At 54.6% G+C, this 18,177-nt stretch carries 16 protein-coding genes and 1 pseudogene; 6 read left to right on the top strand and 11 right to left on the bottom strand.

What is annotated here, in order from left to right; all coding sequences use genetic code 11:
- Positions 1-280 precede the first annotated feature (280 nt).
- The 7 genes from msrA to QN359_RS17730 form a co-directional block, all read right to left on the bottom strand.
- Positions 281-832, bottom strand: a complete 552-nt coding sequence (gene msrA / locus QN359_RS17760) for a peptide-methionine (S)-S-oxide reductase MsrA (RefSeq protein WP_322250959.1) — start codon at positions 830-832, stop codon at positions 281-283.
- 139 nt (positions 833-971) lie between these two features.
- Positions 972-1,937 carry a D-erythronate dehydrogenase gene (gene denD, locus QN359_RS17755; RefSeq protein WP_322250958.1) on the bottom strand — a complete coding sequence of 322 codons (966 nt, stop codon included), beginning with the start codon at positions 1,935-1,937 and terminating at the stop codon, positions 972-974.
- Complete coding sequence (gene otnI / locus QN359_RS17750) at positions 1,934-2,725, bottom strand: 2-oxo-tetronate isomerase (protein WP_322250957.1); 792 nt, start codon at positions 2,723-2,725, stop codon at positions 1,934-1,936. The genes denD and otnI overlap by 4 nt, the downstream gene beginning before the upstream one ends.
- 13 nt (positions 2,726-2,738) lie before the next feature.
- Positions 2,739-3,401 (bottom strand): 3-oxo-tetronate 4-phosphate decarboxylase, encoded by a 663-nt coding sequence (gene otnC, locus QN359_RS17745; RefSeq protein WP_322250956.1) that lies wholly within the window; start codon positions 3,399-3,401, stop codon positions 2,739-2,741.
- Entirely contained in the window at positions 3,398-4,681 is a 1,284-nt protein-coding gene (gene otnK / locus QN359_RS17740) for a 3-oxo-tetronate kinase (protein ID WP_322250955.1), read from the bottom strand. Before otnK ends, otnC begins: the two co-directional genes overlap by 4 nt.
- An 11-nt stretch (positions 4,682-4,692) precedes the next feature.
- Positions 4,693-5,610: an L-threonate dehydrogenase gene (gene ltnD / locus QN359_RS17735; protein ID WP_322250954.1), complete on the bottom strand. Its 918-nt coding sequence runs from the start codon at positions 5,608-5,610 to the stop codon at positions 4,693-4,695.
- Positions 5,611-5,647: 37 nt separating this feature from the next.
- On the bottom strand, positions 5,648-6,979 hold the full coding sequence (locus QN359_RS17730) for an MFS transporter (protein ID WP_322250953.1): 1,332 nt from the start codon (positions 6,977-6,979) through the stop codon (positions 5,648-5,650).
- A 190-nt stretch (positions 6,980-7,169) separates the two neighbouring features.
- On the opposite strand from QN359_RS17730, the gene QN359_RS17725 reads away from it, so the two are divergent.
- Together QN359_RS17725 and QN359_RS17720 are read left to right on the top strand one after the other, a co-directional pair.
- Positions 7,170-7,973, top strand: coding sequence for a FadR/GntR family transcriptional regulator (locus QN359_RS17725; protein ID WP_322250952.1), 804 nt, complete (start codon positions 7,170-7,172; stop codon positions 7,971-7,973).
- A 509-nt stretch (positions 7,974-8,482) separates the two neighbouring features.
- Positions 8,483-8,839, top strand: a complete 357-nt coding sequence (locus tag QN359_RS17720) for a hypothetical protein (protein ID WP_322250951.1) — start codon at positions 8,483-8,485, stop codon at positions 8,837-8,839.
- 57 nt (positions 8,840-8,896) lie between these two features.
- Here the strand turns inward: QN359_RS17720 and QN359_RS17715 are convergent.
- From QN359_RS17715 to QN359_RS17700, 4 genes and pseudogenes are all read right to left on the bottom strand, one after another.
- Positions 8,897-9,088: pseudogene (locus QN359_RS17715) on the bottom strand (transposase domain-containing protein); the annotation flags it as partial.
- A gap of 157 nt (positions 9,089-9,245) precedes the next feature.
- Positions 9,246-9,617 carry a hypothetical protein gene (locus QN359_RS17710; RefSeq protein WP_322250950.1) on the bottom strand — a complete coding sequence of 124 codons (372 nt, stop codon included), beginning with the start codon at positions 9,615-9,617 and terminating at the stop codon, positions 9,246-9,248.
- A 279-nt stretch (positions 9,618-9,896) separates the two neighbouring features.
- Entirely contained in the window at positions 9,897-10,226 is a 330-nt protein-coding gene (locus QN359_RS17705; protein ID WP_323493357.1) for a type II toxin-antitoxin system YafQ family toxin, read from the bottom strand.
- On the bottom strand, positions 10,198-10,476 hold the full coding sequence (locus QN359_RS17700) for a type II toxin-antitoxin system RelB/DinJ family antitoxin (protein WP_322250949.1): 279 nt from the start codon (positions 10,474-10,476) through the stop codon (positions 10,198-10,200). The genes QN359_RS17705 and QN359_RS17700 overlap by 29 nt, the downstream gene beginning before the upstream one ends.
- A 459-nt stretch (positions 10,477-10,935) precedes the next feature.
- Here QN359_RS17700 and QN359_RS17695 point away from each other — a divergent pair, with 459 nt between their 5' ends.
- The 4 genes from QN359_RS17695 (at position 10,936) to QN359_RS17680 (ending at position 18,087) form a co-directional block, all read left to right on the top strand.
- Positions 10,936-12,669 (top strand): methyl-accepting chemotaxis protein, encoded by a 1,734-nt coding sequence (locus QN359_RS17695; protein WP_322250948.1) that lies wholly within the window; start codon positions 10,936-10,938, stop codon positions 12,667-12,669.
- A 524-nt stretch (positions 12,670-13,193) separates the two neighbouring features.
- Complete coding sequence (locus QN359_RS17690) at positions 13,194-14,516, top strand: hypothetical protein (RefSeq protein WP_322250947.1); 1,323 nt, start codon at positions 13,194-13,196, stop codon at positions 14,514-14,516.
- Positions 14,509-15,252: a hypothetical protein gene (locus tag QN359_RS17685; protein ID WP_322250946.1), complete on the top strand. Its 744-nt coding sequence runs from the start codon at positions 14,509-14,511 to the stop codon at positions 15,250-15,252. The genes QN359_RS17690 and QN359_RS17685 overlap by 8 nt, the downstream gene beginning before the upstream one ends.
- Before the next feature lie 3 nt (positions 15,253-15,255).
- Positions 15,256-18,087, top strand: coding sequence for an ATP-binding protein (locus QN359_RS17680; RefSeq protein WP_322250945.1), 2,832 nt, complete (start codon positions 15,256-15,258; stop codon positions 18,085-18,087).
- Positions 18,088-18,177: the final 90 nt, after the last annotated feature.

Raw genomic sequence — 18,177 nt, 5'->3', positions numbered from 1 at the left:
ATTGACTGTTAATTGTTAAAGAACCGTATTCTTTTCCGCTTCCTCTTGCGAGGTTTGCTACGAAGCGTTGTGTTCGTCAGCAGCAGAGAAACGAGATTATGCAGTACTTACCGGCTGCTGTCAATACCCTGTTTTACTTGACGCCGTTTTATTCAAACATTGCCGGGGTAAGACGCTTGCCTTGTTGCTATCTCGCTGCACTCGTCAGCGGGAGTCGGACTATAGCAAGCGCAGGCGGGCAGCGCAAGTAGATAGGGTAAATAATTTATATTATTTTAAATCACGCCAGCCACTTGGTCGCAAATGCCTTGCGCGCCTTAGCGACTTTCGGTTGCACGACATAAGAACAATAGCCTTGCTGCGGATTTTGGCGGAAATAATCTTGGTGGTAGGTTTCAGCTGTATAGAAGCGCGGCACCGGCGTGAGTTCGGTAACGACCGGTGCATCCCACAGTTCCGCCGTGGTGCCGATCAGTTCTGCGGCGATGGCGCGTTGGGCATCGTCGTGAAAATAGATCACCGAACGATACTGGCTACCGACATCATTACCCTGACGGTTCAAGGTAGTCGGGTCATGGATAGTGAAAAAGATCTCGAGCAGATCGCGGTAGCTGATGATGCTGGCATCATAGGTCAGGCGCACTACTTCGGCATGGCCGGTGCGTCCGGTACATATTTGTTCGTAACTCGGCGTATCGACACTGCCGCCGGCATAACCGGAGACTACGCTGTGGATGCCGCGGATTTGCCGATACACCGCATCGAGGCACCAAAAACATCCGCCACCGAGGGTGGCGACTTCCATCGTCGTTTGTGTCGTCGTTTGTGTCATGTGAGGCTCCTTGAAATGTGCTTCTATATATATGCGCAAACTGATACTCAGATCAGTCGGCGCTACATGTATTTTCTTACATTTCAGCTTGACGCGTACTCACACTGCCGATTCTGGAAGCGCTACTCTCAATTTCACTCTACGCGTCGGCGAGATAGGCGCGAATAATGGCGGCAAAATTCTCGTCGGCAGAAAAGCCCAACAGGCGCGCGCGCGTCGTGTCCCAAGCACTCGGCCAGCTTTGCACGATACGTTCAATCGCAGGATCGGGCTGATACTGTATACGTGCCACCACCTCTGGACCGGCCACGACAGCGAGTGCGGCGACCATTTCGCTGACACGCACCGCCAAACCAGGCAGATTGATGGTGCGGCTGACGCCGAATGCAGCGGCCGGCAGTTCATGCCCGAGTATCAGCGATTCGATGGCGCGCTGCGGCGAGAGCAACCACAGACCGAGTTCCGGCGCGACCGGACAAACCGATGATTCACCGTGCAAAGGCTCGCGAATGATGCCACTGGCGAATGATGAGGCGGCCTTGTTCGGCTTGCCGGGTCGAACACTGATGGTGGGCAGGCGCAGTACCCGACCATCAACATAGCCCTTGCGACTGAAATCATTGAGCAGTAACTCGGCGATGGCTTTTTGCGCACCATACGAAGATTGCGGATTGAGGGCGGTGCTGTCTTGTACCAAGTCTGGCAGCGTACCGCCATACACCGCCACCGAGCTGGTGAAAACCAGCTTGGGTTGGTGTGCGCGCTCACGGCAAATGTCCAGCAGCAGGCGGGCGGCGTCGAGGTTGATGCGCATGCCCAGATCGAAGTCGGCTTCGGCTTGACCACTGACGATGGCGGCCAGATGAAAGATCGACGTACACTCAGCGTCGATCAGTTGGCGCAGCAGGACGCCATCGGTGATGTCACCGGTGACGACTTTGACGCGGCTGTCACCGAAGTCGGGTGCTGCGATCACATCGATCAGAATCAGTTGGTCGATAGTTTGCAGCACGCCTTGGCTATTGCTCAGCGTACCGCGTGCCAACAATGCGCGCGCCAGCTTCTGACCGAGAAAGCCGGCACCACCAGTAATGAGGACTTTCATTGTGCACGTTCCTGCTGATAGGCAGCCATCCATGCCAGCCCATCTTCGGTGCGACCGCGCGGACGGTATTCACAGCCGATCCAACCCTGGTAACCTAATTCGTCGAGCAAGCGCAGCAGATACGGGTAGTTGATTTCACCATCGTCAGGTTCGTTACGGCTGGGAACGCTGGCAATCTGGATGTGGCCGACGTCGTTGAAATAGGTTTTCAGCGTTGTTGCCAAGTCACCTTCGACGATTTGCGCATGGTAGAAATCCATTTGCACTTTGATGTTCGACTCGCCGGCGGCAGTTCTGAGCGCATGGGCTTGCGCTTGCGAATTGAGAAAATAGCCTGGCATGTCGCGCGTATTGATAGGCTCGATCAACAGGGTCAGGCCGTGCTCAGCCACTGCGCGGGCGGCGTAACGTAAGTTAGTCAAATACACCTCGCTGTGCAGTTGATGATCGGCACCGACCGGGATCAGTCCGGCCATCATGTGCAGCCGCTTGGTACCGAGCGCCAACGCGTACTCGATGGCACGAGCGACTCCGGCTTGGAATTCTGCTTCGCGTCCTGGCAGCGCCGCCAGACCGCGCTCGCCGGCGGCCCAATCACCGGGTGGCAAATTGAACAATGCACTGTCGAGCTTATTTTCTTGCAACCATGAGGCTACTTCCTGCGGCGTGTAATCATAAGGGAAGAGAAATTCAACGGCTTGGAAGCCGGCCGCCGCTGCGGCAGCAAAACGCTGCGGAAACGGGACTTCAGTAAACATCATCGTAAGATTGGCAGCGAATTTTGGCATTGTAGTTTCCGAATTAGAGATCGAGCCCGAAAGCTGATTTGAGTTCATCGATTTGTTGGGTATCGAGCGCGCGATAAGGCTCGTCGCGTAACAGCAGGAATAACTTGGCGGTTTCTTCCAGTTCTTCGGCGGCATAGACGGCGGCCTCGATGCTGGAACCGGACACGACCGGCCCGTGGTTGGCCAATAACACCGCACTATGCTTGTTCGCTAATGCAGAGATGACGCCAGCCAGTTCCGGGTCGCCCGGGCGATGGTAGGGTACCAAGGGCAATCGGCCGATTTTCATCACAAAGTAAGGCGTCAGCGGCGGAATACAATCGGCATGATTCAAGCCGCACATGCAGGAAATCGCGGCCGAATGGGTGGAATGCAGATGCACAATCGCACCAGCAGCAGCGCGGCTTTGATACATGGCGCGATGTAAAAAGGCTTCTTTCGACGGCGCATCACCACTGATGCTGCGGCCATTCCAGTCCAGCTTGGAGAGTTTGGCCGGATCAAGCCGACCCAGACTGGCATTGGTTGGGGTGAGCAACCAACCATCTTCCAAACGCACGCTCAAATTGCCGCTGCTACCGGCGGTCAGGCCACGTTCAAACAGTGAGCGCCCGAATTCGACGATCTGCTCACGCTGCCGCGACTCTTCGGCGTGGCTGTGGATGGCGACAGTCATGCTAGCTTGCTCCAGGCTTTCAGAAAGAAATCGGTGCTGCCGAAGTTACCGGATTTCAGCGCCAAGGCCAGCGGCATACTGCCACTGTCATGCGCGCTCGGTAAGGTGGTAGTCCATGGTACACCAGGATCGATTTCCGGCCCGATGCGCAGACCGGAAACACCGAGCGCCTTGACCACCGCACCCGAGGTTTCACCACCGGCGACGATCAATTGTCCCACACCTAACTGTATCAAGCCGCGCGCAATGGCGGCCAGCGTTTGCTCGACCAAGGCCCCGGCCGCTGCTACGCCCAGTTGCTGCTGGATTTCACGTACATTCTCGGGCGCGGCAGTGGCATAAAACAGGATAGGGCCGACATCGCGATGCGCCGCTGCCCACTCAAGTGCGGCACTGACGACATCGTCGCCACGCGCTAACTGTTGTGGATCGATTTGGAATGCCGGTGCATGCAAACGCATGTAGGCGACTTGTTGTTGAGTAGCGACGGAGCAGCTGCCCGAGATCACTGCGCGCCAGCCGCCGGTAGCCGGTAGTAAATCGGCCACATCACGTCGCGTGAGTAAGCCGCGGCGGCGGAAATTTTCTGGCAGCCCGAGGGCGATGCCGGAGCCGCCGGTCACCAAAGGCAAATCGGCGCAGGCGGCACCGATCGCTATCAGATCGCGGTCTGACACGGCATCGACCACGGCGAAGCGACAGCCTTGTTCGCGTAAGCTGGTAAAGCGTGCGGCGATGGCACTTTCACCCTGCTCGACCGCGCGGTAATCGGCCAAGCCTACTTTGCCTTGCACTTGCTGCTGTAAGACGCGCAGCAAATTGGCGTCATTCATGGGCGTGAGCGGATGATTGCGCATGCCTGATTCGCTCAGCAATTCATCACCGACGAATAAATAGCCGCGGTAAATCGTGCGTCCGTTGGCAGGAAACGCCGGACAGGCGATGGTGAAGTCGGTATCGAGTGCCTGCATCAGCGCTTCGGCTACCGGGCCGATGTTACCGCGCGCGGTAGAATCAAAGGTCGAACAATATTTGAAATAGTATTGCTGCGCCCCCGCTTGCTGCAACCAGCGCAAAGCCGCCAAGGACTCGGCAACCGCCTCATCGGGATGACTGGTCCGCGACTTGAGGGCGATCACGATGGCATCGACATCCTCAGGCGGCGGACCGTCCGGCACGCCGATCAATTGCACGGTACGCATGCCGGCTTTCACCAACATGCCGGCCAAGTCGGTGCCACCGGTGAAATCGTCGGCAATACATCCAAGTAACACAGCCATGTTATTTCCCCTTATGCAGCTTGATCAGTTGCGGATGGCACCGGCAAACTGATGCCAGGGAATACTTTCACCACCGCAGAATCATCTTCCGCACCAAAGCCTGCCGCCGAAGCTTGCATGAACATTTGATGCGCGGTTGCCGAGAGCGGCAGCGGGAAGACGCTTTTTTTCGCGTAGTCGAGCACAATGCCTAAATCTTTGACAAAGATATTGACGGCAGACAGCGGTCGGTAATCACCGGCGAGGATATGCGGTACGCGGTTCTGGAACATCCACGAACTGCCGGCACTGTTGGAAATGACTTCGTACAGGGCATCGGGATCACAACCGGCACGGATACCGAGTGCCATCGCTTCCGCGGCGGCGGCGATGTGAACACCGGCCAAGAGTTGATTGATCATTTTGACCTTCGAGCCTTGGCCCGGTTGATCACCGAGCCTGTACAGCTTGGCACAAATTGCATCAAACAACGTGGCGCAAACCTCGAATGTAGCCGGTGCACCGGCCGCCATGACCGACATTTCCCCTGCGGCAGCCTTAGCCGCACCGCCGGAAATCGGTGCATCGATGAAGCGCAAACCGAGTGCCGCCAAACGGGCACCCAATGCTTCGGCAAATTCCGGTGCCACCGTGGCACTGGCAATCACCACCGCACCCGGTGCCAAATGGGCAGCCGCGCCATGTTCGCCGAACAGTACTTGCTCAGTTTGTTGTGCATTGACGACGACGATCAGCAAGGCCTCGACCTGCGGGGCCAGGGCTGCCGGGGTGGCGGCAGCGTGTGCCCCTGAGTCGACTAACTTTTGCACCGTTTCCGGCCGCACGTCACAGGCATGCACCTCGAAACCGGCACGTAATAAAGATTGGGCGATGCCCATACCCATGGCACCGAGACCGATCACGCCAACGCGTTTGATTTGTACTGTCATTTAAATACTCCTATTGAGAAAGCCGGTGGCGGCAAAATTAACGATTCACCATGCGGGCCGGCAGTCTGAACACGACCAAGGCACCGAACACCAGCACACCGGCCAAGGCGTACATGCCAATATCGGTCGAATGCGTGAGATCTTTGATCGCACCGATCAAGTAAGGACTGGCGAAGCCGGCCAAGTTACCGACCGAATTGATGGCGGCGATACCAGCCGCAGCGGCGACACCATTTAAAAACGCTGTTGGCAAACTCCAGAACAAGGGTGCCGAAGACAGTACACCGGCAGCGGCGATGGTGAGGAAAACGATGGCAACTTCCGTATTGGTGGTACCGGCCAAGGCACTGCCAACCAAGCCTACCGCTCCGAGTAACATAGGAATCATCAAATGCCAGCGGCGCTCTTGGCTTTTATCCGAACTGCGTCCTAATACCAGCATCGTGATCACGGCGGCCGAATACGGAATCGCGGTAAACAGACCGATATTGAAGACGCCTTTGATACCGGCAGTTTTAATCAGGGTCGGCATCCAGAACGTCAAACCGTACTGCCCCATGACGCAGCAAAAATAGATCAAAGCCATCAGCCACACGCGGACGTCGCTAAATACGGCACGCAAAGATGGGTGAGCAACCTTGTCTTTGGAATCTTGGTCGATGCGTTCTTCGAGCAAGCATTTTTCTGCTTCAGTCAACCATTTCGCCGAGCGAATACCATCGTCGAGATACAGCAGTACGATCAGGCCAAGGAAAATAGCCGGTATTGCTTCAAGAATGAACATCCATTGCCAGCCAGTCAAACCATTAACGCCGGAAAAGGATTCCATGATCCAACCGGACAGCGGCCCACCGATCACGCCAGCTAAGGGAATGGCAGTCATGAAGGTGCAGACCATGCGCGAGCGGCGTTCGGCCGGGTACCAGTAGGTCAAATACAAGATGATACCGGGGAAAAAGCCCGCTTCTGCCAAGCCGAGCAGAAAGCGCATGACGTAAAACATGAACGGCGTCGTGACGAACATGAAGGCACCGGACAAGACAGCCCAAGTAATCATGATGCGCGCGATCCAGACGCGAGCGCCGACGCGATGCAAAATGATGTTACTCGGTACCTCGAAGAGGAAATAGCCGATGAAAAAAACACCGGCACCAAGACCGAACACGGTTTCGCTGAATTTTAAATCAGTCAACATCTGTAATTTGGCGAAGCCTACATTGACACGATCAAGATAGGCGACGATGTAACACAGCATTAAGAATGGCACGATGCGCCATGTGACTTTGCGATAAACCGCTGCTGCGTCGACTGTGGACGCAGAGGCCGAGCGGCCGCCCCTCCCTGTTGTGTTTAGTCCTGAATTTGCCATCAATATCTCCATAATGTGGTGGATGAGTGAGAACTCGCCTGATTGGTGCTGCTCGTGCCGTGCGAGGGGCAACTTGTATTAAATCTGTTTTGTTGTATGATATTTGTCTATTTTATGCGTGTCAAGCTGTATGTTTGTATAATCAATGCATCGATCCTCCACTCGGAGGACTGCAAGAAAGAACAGCTCCATGGACCAAACGATTTTCTCCCTCCCCTTTCCCAGCGACGCGCACGGCGGCTTCGCGGCCGGTACGCTGGGCGCGCGCGTAGCCGATAAATTGCTACAAAAAATACACGACGATCACTTGGTACCAGGCACCAGACTGCCTTCCGAGCAAGCCATGGCCTTGCACTTTGGCGTCAGCCGCACGGTGATACGCGAAGCGATCGCGCTGCTCAAGAGCGGCGGCATCCTCAGTACCCGCAAGGGTAGCGGTACCTTTCTTTGTCAAACAGAAACGCTGCGCAGCGCCAAGGAAGCGGAATTGACCGAGCAATCGGTACAATCCTTACTCAATCTGATCGAAGTGCGGCGCGGTTTGGAGGCAGAAACGGCGGCACTGGCGGCGGTGCGCCGCACTCCCGGGCAACTGGCAGAAATCGAACACGCTTTGCGGCGCATCGAAGAAGCCGTTGCTGCCGGGGTCAACGGCGTGGAGGAAGACGTGCGCTTTCACTTGAACATCGCCGAAGCAACCGGCAACCCGTATTGGGTGAAGTTTGTGAAAATGTTTGCTGAGCCGACCAGGTTGGCGGTCAAGGTAACGCGTGCCAACGAGGCACGGCGTACCGATTTTTCTGCTCAAGTGCTGCAAGAGCATGAAAAAATCGTCAGTGCGATTGCCCAGGGAAATCCTGAACTGGCGCGCGCTGCGGCAACGGAACATATGGTGCAGGCGGCTGAACGGGTAAAGCAAGCCGATCGCGATTTTTGGCATGGCGATGGTGGCGAGTTGGCGCGTCATTTGGCGCTCGATCCGATCAGCGAGTAATTGAGAGTCAACACCGTAAGCAGCGCTGGCTCACCATCATCAAAAATCTGACTAGGGTTTGAAACCCCGGCCTTCAGAGGCTGTCGCAAAAGCCTGATGGACGCTTTTTTACACCTGAAACACCGTATACCTCGTCATTCCCGCGTGCTTTTGGCGGGAACCTGGTGTCGTTTTTTACACTGAAAATGCCACAATTTTTGGCATTTTCAGTTAACCACGAACGTCGCTGGATTCCTGCCAAAAGCACGCAGGAACGACGCGGCCACCAGTCGGGGTAATGATACCGACTCAATACCCTTTTGCGACAGCCTCTTTTGGCCGGTGAGCGACGAAGGAGCGACGCGATGGGAGGGGATGCAAACCCCTTCCAGAGTCTTTTCCATCGTCGCTTGCGACGATCCATTGAGTTGTAGCTTGCGTTGTAGTTACAATTATTACAATAATAAAACTGGCCATTTGATCATTCCCGTCTACAATCAAGACAGGTTTTTTACACGGCAAGAATGATCATGCAAACTACGCTTTATGTTGCCATTACAAATGGTCTGCGCACCTTGTTGCGGATTCGGCGCAAGCGTGCCTTGTTGCCGATCCAGGAAAAACCGGCCTTCGGCAGCACGCTGATACGCGAACGCTTGCAAATGCAGTTGTTTACGGCGATCGACCATGAACAATGGGAATGGCTGGCCGCACAGGGCTGGCGCATTCTGTCCATGCACAATAACCGGCGGCGTTATTACTGCGTCCCGCGTGAGATCACCCATGATTTACTGCAGGCACCACCAGAGCGACGGGAATCTGCGCATAGACAGTTGCTGCAGTACCGCTATCTCAGCAAGCATTTGCGTCAGACCGTCTTTAAATAAGCGGGCGGGCGCTGATCGGATCTGAATAAGGTAAGCGCTCCACCATCAACAACCTATTCAAGCAACGGTTTCACTGGCTAAATCGTGCTTATGCAAATTCCACGGCAACAGCGCCTCATCTACCGTCTTCGTCAGCGGCAAGCTGCGTATGACTCGTCGCAACCATGTGTACGGTTCCAGTCCGCACGCTTTGGCCGTTTCTATCAAGGAGTAAATAAGCGCACTGGCGTGCGCGCCGACTGCGCTATCACGGGTGTCCACAGAATTCGGAAAAAATAGCACGCTAGGTGTAGCGACCTGTCAGGTCGCTACACCTAAGTAAGCTTATGAAACTGATTTCACAGAACTCCAAGCACTCCCATAGGAAGTGATGTTGAGACTACTGAATTTGCTTCAGCAGGAGCACTTATACGAGATTCCGTGCGAGGAAGTGCTTTAGGTCGCCGGTTGGGTTTACGCCTTTCAAACAAACCAAAATGTACATGCCAATCTGTCTGGCTTGGCTGGTTGCGACGTGTTCTTTACCAATTACCTCTATAACAATTGGTAATCCTAGCTCTAGCCATTCTTCTAATACCTGAACGCGGTCTGCATTTTTTAGGTGGTCGGATAGTTCTAAATTTTCACTATTGCTGATTGCACCTAGTGCAGTCGATAAATTCAGGGTCTGAAGGATAAGGGCCGTAGCCATCCCTTTTTTTTCCGCACCATCGGCATGTTTATATATGTCAAGCCAAGTTGTAAAATTAAAAAGACAGTTTTTATTCAAACGTTGCACGTTACGATTTAAAGCCCAAGCTACGAGCCCTAATACTATTAGTACTAGTATTACGTAAATCATAATTCCCTTTAATTTTTTTAGTATTATCGCTAGGCTAAATATTTCATCTCAAATGAGAAAATTGCAAATTAAATGATTGAATGTCCAGTCGCGGCAGTGCCTTCACGATCTTCATCGTTTTAGGACTGAGCTATTATTTTTTGTGGACATTCTTGTTGTTCCATTTCACCATGAGTTTCCATGGTCTCCTTAATAGGGTACGTCACGCGCCTCTCGTTAACCGAACAAATCGGCATGCGTGCCGGTGCGCACGAACACAATCAAGCAATGCTTCCCGCCGTCATCTAGCTTGTAGGCCAGCAAAAAATCGCCGCCGATATGGCACTCCCGATGTCCTTCCCAGTCACCACCCAAAGGGTGATCGAGCCATTCCGGCCCGAGGGGGCCATCGTTGGCGATCAGCAGCAGCATCGCTTCCTTGAGTCGGTTCATGTCATAGCAACCAGCCCGCGACAACCGTTCCCAGTCTTTCAGAAAGGACTTCGCATAGTCCGCAGCACGAGGTAGCGGAGCGCGCTTACTTGCGGCTGTTCTTTTCGAGGTCATCAAACAGTTCAGTAGCAGAGTCAAAACGGGCGCGATGCGTGCGTGCAATCTCGTCAGCCTCGACCATCGCGGCGCGAGTTTCAACGTTCGGCACCTTAAGCGCAAACGGCATTTGCTTGTCGGCGACGACGCGCATCAAAAACACGCGCACTGCATCGGAAACAGACAGGCCCATCGCGGCCAAGGTTTCGGTGGCTTGCGCCTTAATTTTTTCGTCCACGCGGACGTGAACCATTGTGGTGGTAGCCATAGCGGCCTCCTTTCAGTGTGAGTTACATTGTATCTCACTGACTCGCAGTAAGCAAGGCAAGGTCTGCTTGGCGTATCGGGACTGCCAGATTGAGCTATACCCTATTCTGATGCGCCGCTATGCGCCGCAGCTCCTGGCCGTACTCAAGCTGCAGGCGTCACCGGCTGCCAAGGGTGTGCTTAATTGCCAGCGGCAAGCTGTCGACATATTAAGCACAGATTTGTGACTTATCGTTAAAGTCAGCCTCTGTTTCCAGCGATACTTAGCGGCATACCGGTCAGCACGCATAACTGCTGTATATTGTCCTATGGCAATATTGCCACTGGCAAGCGGCGGCCCAAGCACAAGTGATTATTGCTTAGCTTTACACTCCTGATTGCCAATTACACCATCGCCTCTATCCTCCTTGCAGCGCGAGGATACCGACTTACCGTGTCAAATCAGATGAGCCACACTACTATGAAATTCTCCCACCTCAAAATTGCCCCACGCTTGTATTTTGGCTTTGGCGCAGTGATCGCCCTGTTAATCGTGCTTGTTATTATCGCTTGCACCAATTTAGCCAAGACCAACGAGGCCAACCAGCGCAACATCCATACTTATCAGGTGCTGGACGAGGTAAGCTCTATACTGGAAAGCTTGATCAATATCGAAACCGGGCAACGCGGTTTTTCTCTGAGCGGCAAGCCTGCCTCGCTGGAACCCTACAAGCAAGGCAAGCTTAGCTTACGCCAACATCTGGATAAAGCCAAAGCGCTGACGGCCGATAATGCCGAGCAACAATTGCGCTTGCAACAACTCGATCAAAACCAACAATCATGGATCAGTAGCGCCATTGACCCAGCCATCCAGTTGCGCACCGATAGTAGCGATAGCCAAATGGAGGGCGTGGTAGCCGATGAGCAACTTGGCAAGGGCAAGCAAGGCATGGATGCGATGCGTGGGCTCATCAGTTCCATCGCTGCCGCCGAACAGACTTTACTGACGCAACGCGAAGCGAGCGCGGCAACGCTGCAAGCGCAAACACAATGGACTTTGATTGGCGGTGGCATCACTACCGCAGCGCTGGCGATGTTAATCGCCTTCTGGTTGGCACGTAACATCGTCACACCAATACGCGAGGCAGTGGAGCTTGCCAAGAAAGTGGCGCAAGGCGACTTGACGGTGCAGGTCATGGTCGCTTCGACCTCGAATGAAACCGGCGAACTGCTGGCGGCACTCCGAGACATGAATACCGCGCTGGTAACGGTAGTCGGTGAAGTTCGGCTTGGCACCGATACCATCGCCGCTGCATCGGGGCAAATCGCTTCCGGCAACCTCGAACTATCTTCACGTACCGAGGCGCAAGCGAGTGCCTTGGAGCAAACCGCTTCGTCGATGGATGAATTAACCGGTACCGTGAAGCAGAATGCCGACAATGCGCGCCAAGCGAATGTGCTGGCCATGTCGGCTTCCGAAGTCGCAATCAAAGGCGGCGTAGTGGTGACGCAAGTGGTCGACACCATGAGTTCGATCAATGCCTCATCGAAAAAAATCTCAGACATCATCGGCGTCATCGATGGCATTGCGTTTCAAACCAATATTTTGGCCTTGAATGCGGCGGTGGAAGCGGCGCGTGCCGGTGAACAAGGGCGTGGCTTTGCCGTCGTCGCCAGCGAAGTGCGCAATCTGGCACAACGCTCAGCCAGCGCCGCCAAGGAAATCAAAACCCTGATCGCCGATTCGGTAGAAAAAGTGGAAGTTGGTACCAGACTGGTCGACCAAGCTGGCACGACCATGAACCAGATCGTCGACAGTGTTCGCCATGTCACCGATATCATGGTCGAGATTACCGCGGCAACCCAAGAACAAACCTCGGGTATAGACCAAATTAATCAAGCCATCATCGCCATGGATAATGCCACCCAACAAAATGCTGCCTTAGTAGAAGAAGCCGCCGCTGCGGCGCAATCCTTGCAAGATCAAGCGAATAGTTTAGTCCAGGTCGTCAGTGTGTTTCATCTCCATGCCGCCGACCTGCCGGCGGCGATAGCGCTCGATAAACGCCCGGCTGCGCCAGCAAAAGTGACCACGGTACGACGCGCAAGTGCGGTCAAAGCAGCAGTTGCATCTACACTAAGCAGCAAACCGCGCCGTAACGCCACGAATACGCCTTTACTGGCGGCAGATTCAGGGGAGTGGCATGAGTTTTAGCATTACTGCGGGTGCGCGGTCGGCGTCATCGCCTCGGTGCGTTTCGTCGACGCGTTTCCAGTGCTGAAAACGACACTGGGTTGCCGCCAAAGGAGCGCGAAAATGACCTGGCTTGCGTGGCTTCAGAGATAAAAAAAGTCCGCCAGGTTTTCGCGACAGCCTCTGAAGCTGGCGATTGCTATGGCGCTGAGCGTGGATTTAATCGAAGCGGTTTGCCCGCCTTCACTGAGGTGCACTTGCGTCGCCTTACAGCGCATCTTCATTGACAACGGTCAACTCCGCTGCGATGGAATCCGCGCGTCCCTAGTCGGCTTCTCTGCTTTCACAGATTCGCTAACCGATAAGATGCTAGGGAAGGAAATGATCGTAATAGACATTAGTTTCGTTAACCTCATCGTCAATCCGTTAAATAATTAACATTACCAAAATGTCACTATATTTATCCATGTTTTTGATGCGGGTATAATAGCGAGGAGATTCACCATATTATCAAAATAACAAAATACGTATTCACCAAATGACGCATGCAAAATTTTAGTGACGACTCTCCCGTCCAGACTGAGGATGACCTCGCTCTGCAGACGTATTTCAAAAGCGGGATTTCTCCCGATGACGTTGCCGCTGTATTCCCCTTGAGACGTGGCCAGCCGGTGATACAGGCCTTTACGGCGCTGTTTCATGGCGGTTTCAATGGCGTGTTGCTGCGTCTGTTGGTATTGCGCGAGCTGAGCGCCGATGTCGATTCGCCTTCGCTGAGCCGCGCCGATATCAATGCCAAGCTCGGCTATCTGGAACCGGAAGCGCTGGAAACGGCGCTGGCGCGCTTGCGTTCTACCGGTTTGCTGATCTGGGATGCCAGCCAAGCGGTGTATCGCATCGCGCCGACGGCACGCAATGTCTTGGCGGCCTTGGCTTCGTTACTGCAAGCGGAAGACCAGCACGATCCGGCGGAAATGAGTTATATGCTGACTCAAGTGGCGGGTGCGCAGGCGGTTGGTGGGGTGTCGGTAGAACAATTGCACCATTTGTTGGGGCGCTTGATCGAGTTGACCGAGGAATTTTCCGATGCGATTGCATCCGGTTCTGAATTTCAACTGCGCTCGGCGCAGAAAAAATGGCATACGGCTTGCGATTGGGTAGAAAAAGGCTCGCAGATTATTCTCGCCATTACCCATGACAGCCGCGCCGACAGTGCTACACATAGGGCCGCGCAAGCGATCGGTCGGGCGCAGAGTGCGCTGCTCAATATGCAGGGGATGTTTTCGCGCGCCTTGAATCAGATCGAGCGCCAGCGTGTACACCTCGGTCAATCGGGCTTGTCGACCACCGATATCAAAACCTGGTTGCTGCAAAAAGAGGATTTGGCATCTCTGGCCGACGAGGCCTTGGCCAGCCCGGTGACGCCCTTGTTCATCACGCCTTCGGAGATGGTTGATGTGGCTGAGAGTGAATTACTGAGCCAGCGCGTGTCGGCCGTCGCCGGTGCCTTACCGGTCGGTGAAAATGCGATTTCGGTCGCCAATGAGGATAGCGATGCCTTGCATGAGCTCGATCATTGGCTGGCCTTGCTGACAGCCAGCGCCGCGAGCGCGCAGCCATTGGCGCTGCAGGATATTTTATTGCCGGCCAATTTTTCCATCGCCTCTTACCGTGCTTCGATGCTGCCCTTGCTTGGCGATATCAATGAATCGGCCTTGCAAGGCGCGACCGCACTGCTGGCGCGCCTGCCGCTGACATTCAACTCCAAAGATAAAATGCATAAGCTGCACGACAGCGAGGTCGCCGCGATGTCGGTGGCCAGCCTGATTCGCACGCCATTGCCACCTGACGGGACTCCCCATGACTGAAGATGCACAAATTCTGATCGCGCGTTTGCTCGCGCATCAGACCCTGCGACGTGAAGATAAGCTGGTCAAGCGCGCCTTGTCGGATGAAATTTTCCGCAGCGAACTCGATGCTCGTCTCAAAGCCTGTGGCATGAAATTCATCGATAATGTGTATGCCGATCATGTCACGCTGGCGCTGACGCGCGACAGTGAATCGAAAGTGTTCGGTACCAAAGACACCTGGCAAAACAATAATTTCGGCTTGGCACGCGATGGCGTGGCCTTGCTGGTGGTGTTGTGGTCATTGATTATTTTACCCAAGCGTGAGCGGCAAGAAGCGCACCAACTGGCGCAGGAAGATCAGAACGATATGTTCGGTAAGGAGAAACCCTTGCCACGTGCGGAAGACAGTTCGATCGGCATGTCGTATCGCGCCCTGCTGGCCGATTTCGGCGACAAGCTCGGTAAAAAAACGCGCATGGATATGAACCTCGGCCAATTGGCGCGTTTAGGTTTTGTCGAGCGTAAGGGTGATTTGATCCTGGAAGGGCCACTGCTCGATCTGTTGATGGATACCGACCGTCTGAAAGACCGCATCATCAACGGTGCCTTGTCTGATATTTTCCAAATCCCGGCCGCGCGTGCTGCGTCCCCTGCTCTGCCCGATGCCATCGTCGAGCATGATGATACGCACGCCGACGCGAACGCCCACAATAGCGACAGCGACGCCGCCGACCTCTCCACTGAAAAAGAATAAGCCATGTTTCATATCAAATCGCTGGAACTGGTGCATTGGGATTATTGGCAACGCATCAAAAATATTCCGCTCGATGCCAAGATCATCACCATCGCCGGTCAAAATGGCTCGGGTAAAACCACCTTGCTCGATGCTCTGCGCACCTTGTTCGGGCTCGAGTGTTCGATGGGACGTTCGTATAAACACTATGCGCGCCATTCCGGCCAACAAACCGCGTGGATACGCTCGGTAGTGGATAACAGTGCGGTTGGTCCGCAAATTTCGAACCGGCCGTTCCGCATGTCGGGGCTGTACGATGACGAAGTCACACTGTTTTGTAAGATAGAAAAAAACGGTGGCGATTGGAAGCGTCAGTATCTGATGCGCGGCGGTCGCGTCGATATCGAAGAGGTGCAGGAGGCGCATGACTGGCTAGGGGTGGAAAGTTACCGCAAGCGGCTCGCGCATGCCGGTTTGTCGAATGCCATGGGTAAAGTGCTGGCGCTGGAACAGGGTGAAACCGATAAGCTGTGCGAATACGCGCCGCGTCAGTTGCTCGATCTGGTGTTCCAAGTGTTCGGTGATAAAGAAGTCCTCGATGCGTATGACGATGCCAAGCGCCATCAGCGCGATACCGAAACCGAATTACAGCGTTTCGAGACTGAACTCGAGGGGGCTAAAACCAATTTGGAAGGTTTGCGTCTGCGGGTAGCCAATTATCATCAGTACGAAGGCTTGCAGCGCGAAAAGCGTGATTTGCAGGAAGAAATTCTACCGACCTTGCAATACCATGAAGCTCTGGCCGGTGCCGCTGCGACCAGTCTGTCGCTGCGCAATGGGCGGCGTCTGCTCAAGAGCCAAGATGCCGCGCTGTCAGAGCGACGCGGGCATTTGGCGCAACAGGCACAACAAGTGTCAACCGCCAAGCAAGCCGAAGCTGCGCTCGAAGCGGAAGAAGCCGGTTTGCGTGAAAAGCTACAGCAAATTAACAGCAAGCTCAAGCCGCAGGAAAGTCTGCTGGAACAAAAAGCGCGGCTGCAGAAATTAGCGGCGGAAGCTGATCCCGATGTCGCCCATGTGGCCGATGAAGTGGAGAAAAAAGAAGCGCAATTGAGCCGCCAAAAGGCCGAGCGCGACGGTCTGAGCCAACGCATCGCTGCCGAGATGGATACCATCGCCGCCTTGCAAAGTAAATCGGCCTTGCCCGACCCGGAAAATGTGCGGCAAATGCGGCGCGCGCTGCAGGAAGCCGAGATCGCGCATTGCATGCTGCCCGAGATCGTCGAGGTCAGCGATCCGCAGTGGCAAGCGGCGGTCGAAGGCGTGTTGCGCGGCTATACTTCGGTGATTTTGCTCGATCATGCCAGTGATGCGGCGGCCGCTTACCGGATCGGGGAAAAACAGAAATACAATCATTTCATCGTGCCCGATCGCGTCAGCGCTCCGTCGGTAAAAGACCAGAGTTTGTTATCGGTAGTGCATTTCAGTGCACAGGCACCGGCCTGGTTGATCGAGCAGTTACAGCGCATCGTGACGGTGAAATCGGTCGAAGCCGGCATGAAACTGCCGCGCTCGCAGGAGTGGATCACTCCTGAGGCTTACCACTTCGAGCGCCGTGGCGGACGTTCGCTGTTTGTCGAAGTTTCTCGTTACCGCTTCGGTAATGCCGGCCGCAGCCAACGCCTCGAGGCCTTGCTGAAATCACTGCCGCGCCTGCAATCGCAAGAAGATGTGTTGACCATGCAGATCAGTAAGCTGGCCGGCGAAATCGGTACCTGTAAAGCGCGCTTGGCCGGAGTCGATGCGGCGAAAGAGTTAGCGGCGCGCCATGCTGAGTTTGACGAAGCCGCGCACAGCACGCAACCGCTGAAACAGCAACGCATGCAGGTCGGCGGGCGGCTCGGTGAACTCGCACCCTTGCTCAAGGCAGCGACCGAACAACGTTCGGTCGCGCATTTGCGCTGGGAACAAGCGAAGGCGGCGATTGCGGACGCCGAAGCACAAGTTCGCGCCGCTGAGAAACGCCATGCCGAAGAACGGCGCGCGCACTACGATATTCTGACCGGCATGCGCAGTACTTGGCACAATTTGCCGCCAGCGTGGAAGCGCAGCGTACACCGGCAGGCGCTGGTGGCCGAGCATGAGAATGTCCATCAGATCGAACTGCGTATCCGCAGTTTGAGTAATAATTTGGCGCGCGATGACTGGGAAATTGATGGCACGGTGGTCGATCAGTACACCCGTCTCAACACGCTTTTGCTGGGTCGGCAAGCGGAAACCGATGAGCGCCGCTATCAGAATAACCGCGCCATCGAAGCCACCGTCAATGCGCGCGCCGCGTATATGGACCGGCTGCGCTACACCATCAAGTCTTACAGTAAAAATATCAAGCAACTCGGCGAGCTGGCCGGGATTGAAGTGCATACCGATCCGGTGAAGTTGGAAAATGATGATATCCAATTGGCTCAGGCCGGTTTGCATGTGCGTTTCAAATTCGATGGCAAGGGGCCGATAGGCATGAATGACGGCGAGGCTTCAGGTGGCCAGCAAGTGATGAAGTCCTTGATACTGCTGATCGGCTTATTGAAATCGGAAGATGGTTCGGGTGGCTTTGTGTTCATCGATGAACCGTTTGCCCATCTCGATATTCGCAATATTCAATTGGTCGGTGAGTTCTTGAAAAATACCGATGCACAGTATCTGATGACCACGCCTCTGACCCACAATACCGATGTCTACGATCCTTCGGAACTGACGCTCATTACCAGCAAGAAGAAGAAAGATGCCGACTGGGCGCAGCCGATTTTCGTGTTACAACGAAAAGTGGAAAAAACTAAGGAAGGTCGACGCGCTTAACAACTTAATGGATTGTAGTGGTCAAGTTATTTCGGACACATCAATAGGTTTTTTTTCTGCCATTTCTTTTTCGTAAATCATGGGCGGCAA

The sequence above is a fragment of the Undibacterium sp. 5I2 genome (genome assembly GCF_035019605.1).
GTDB lineage: Bacteria > Pseudomonadota > Gammaproteobacteria > Burkholderiales > Burkholderiaceae_D > Undibacterium.
This window is presented reverse-complemented; position numbering and strand designations above follow the sequence as displayed.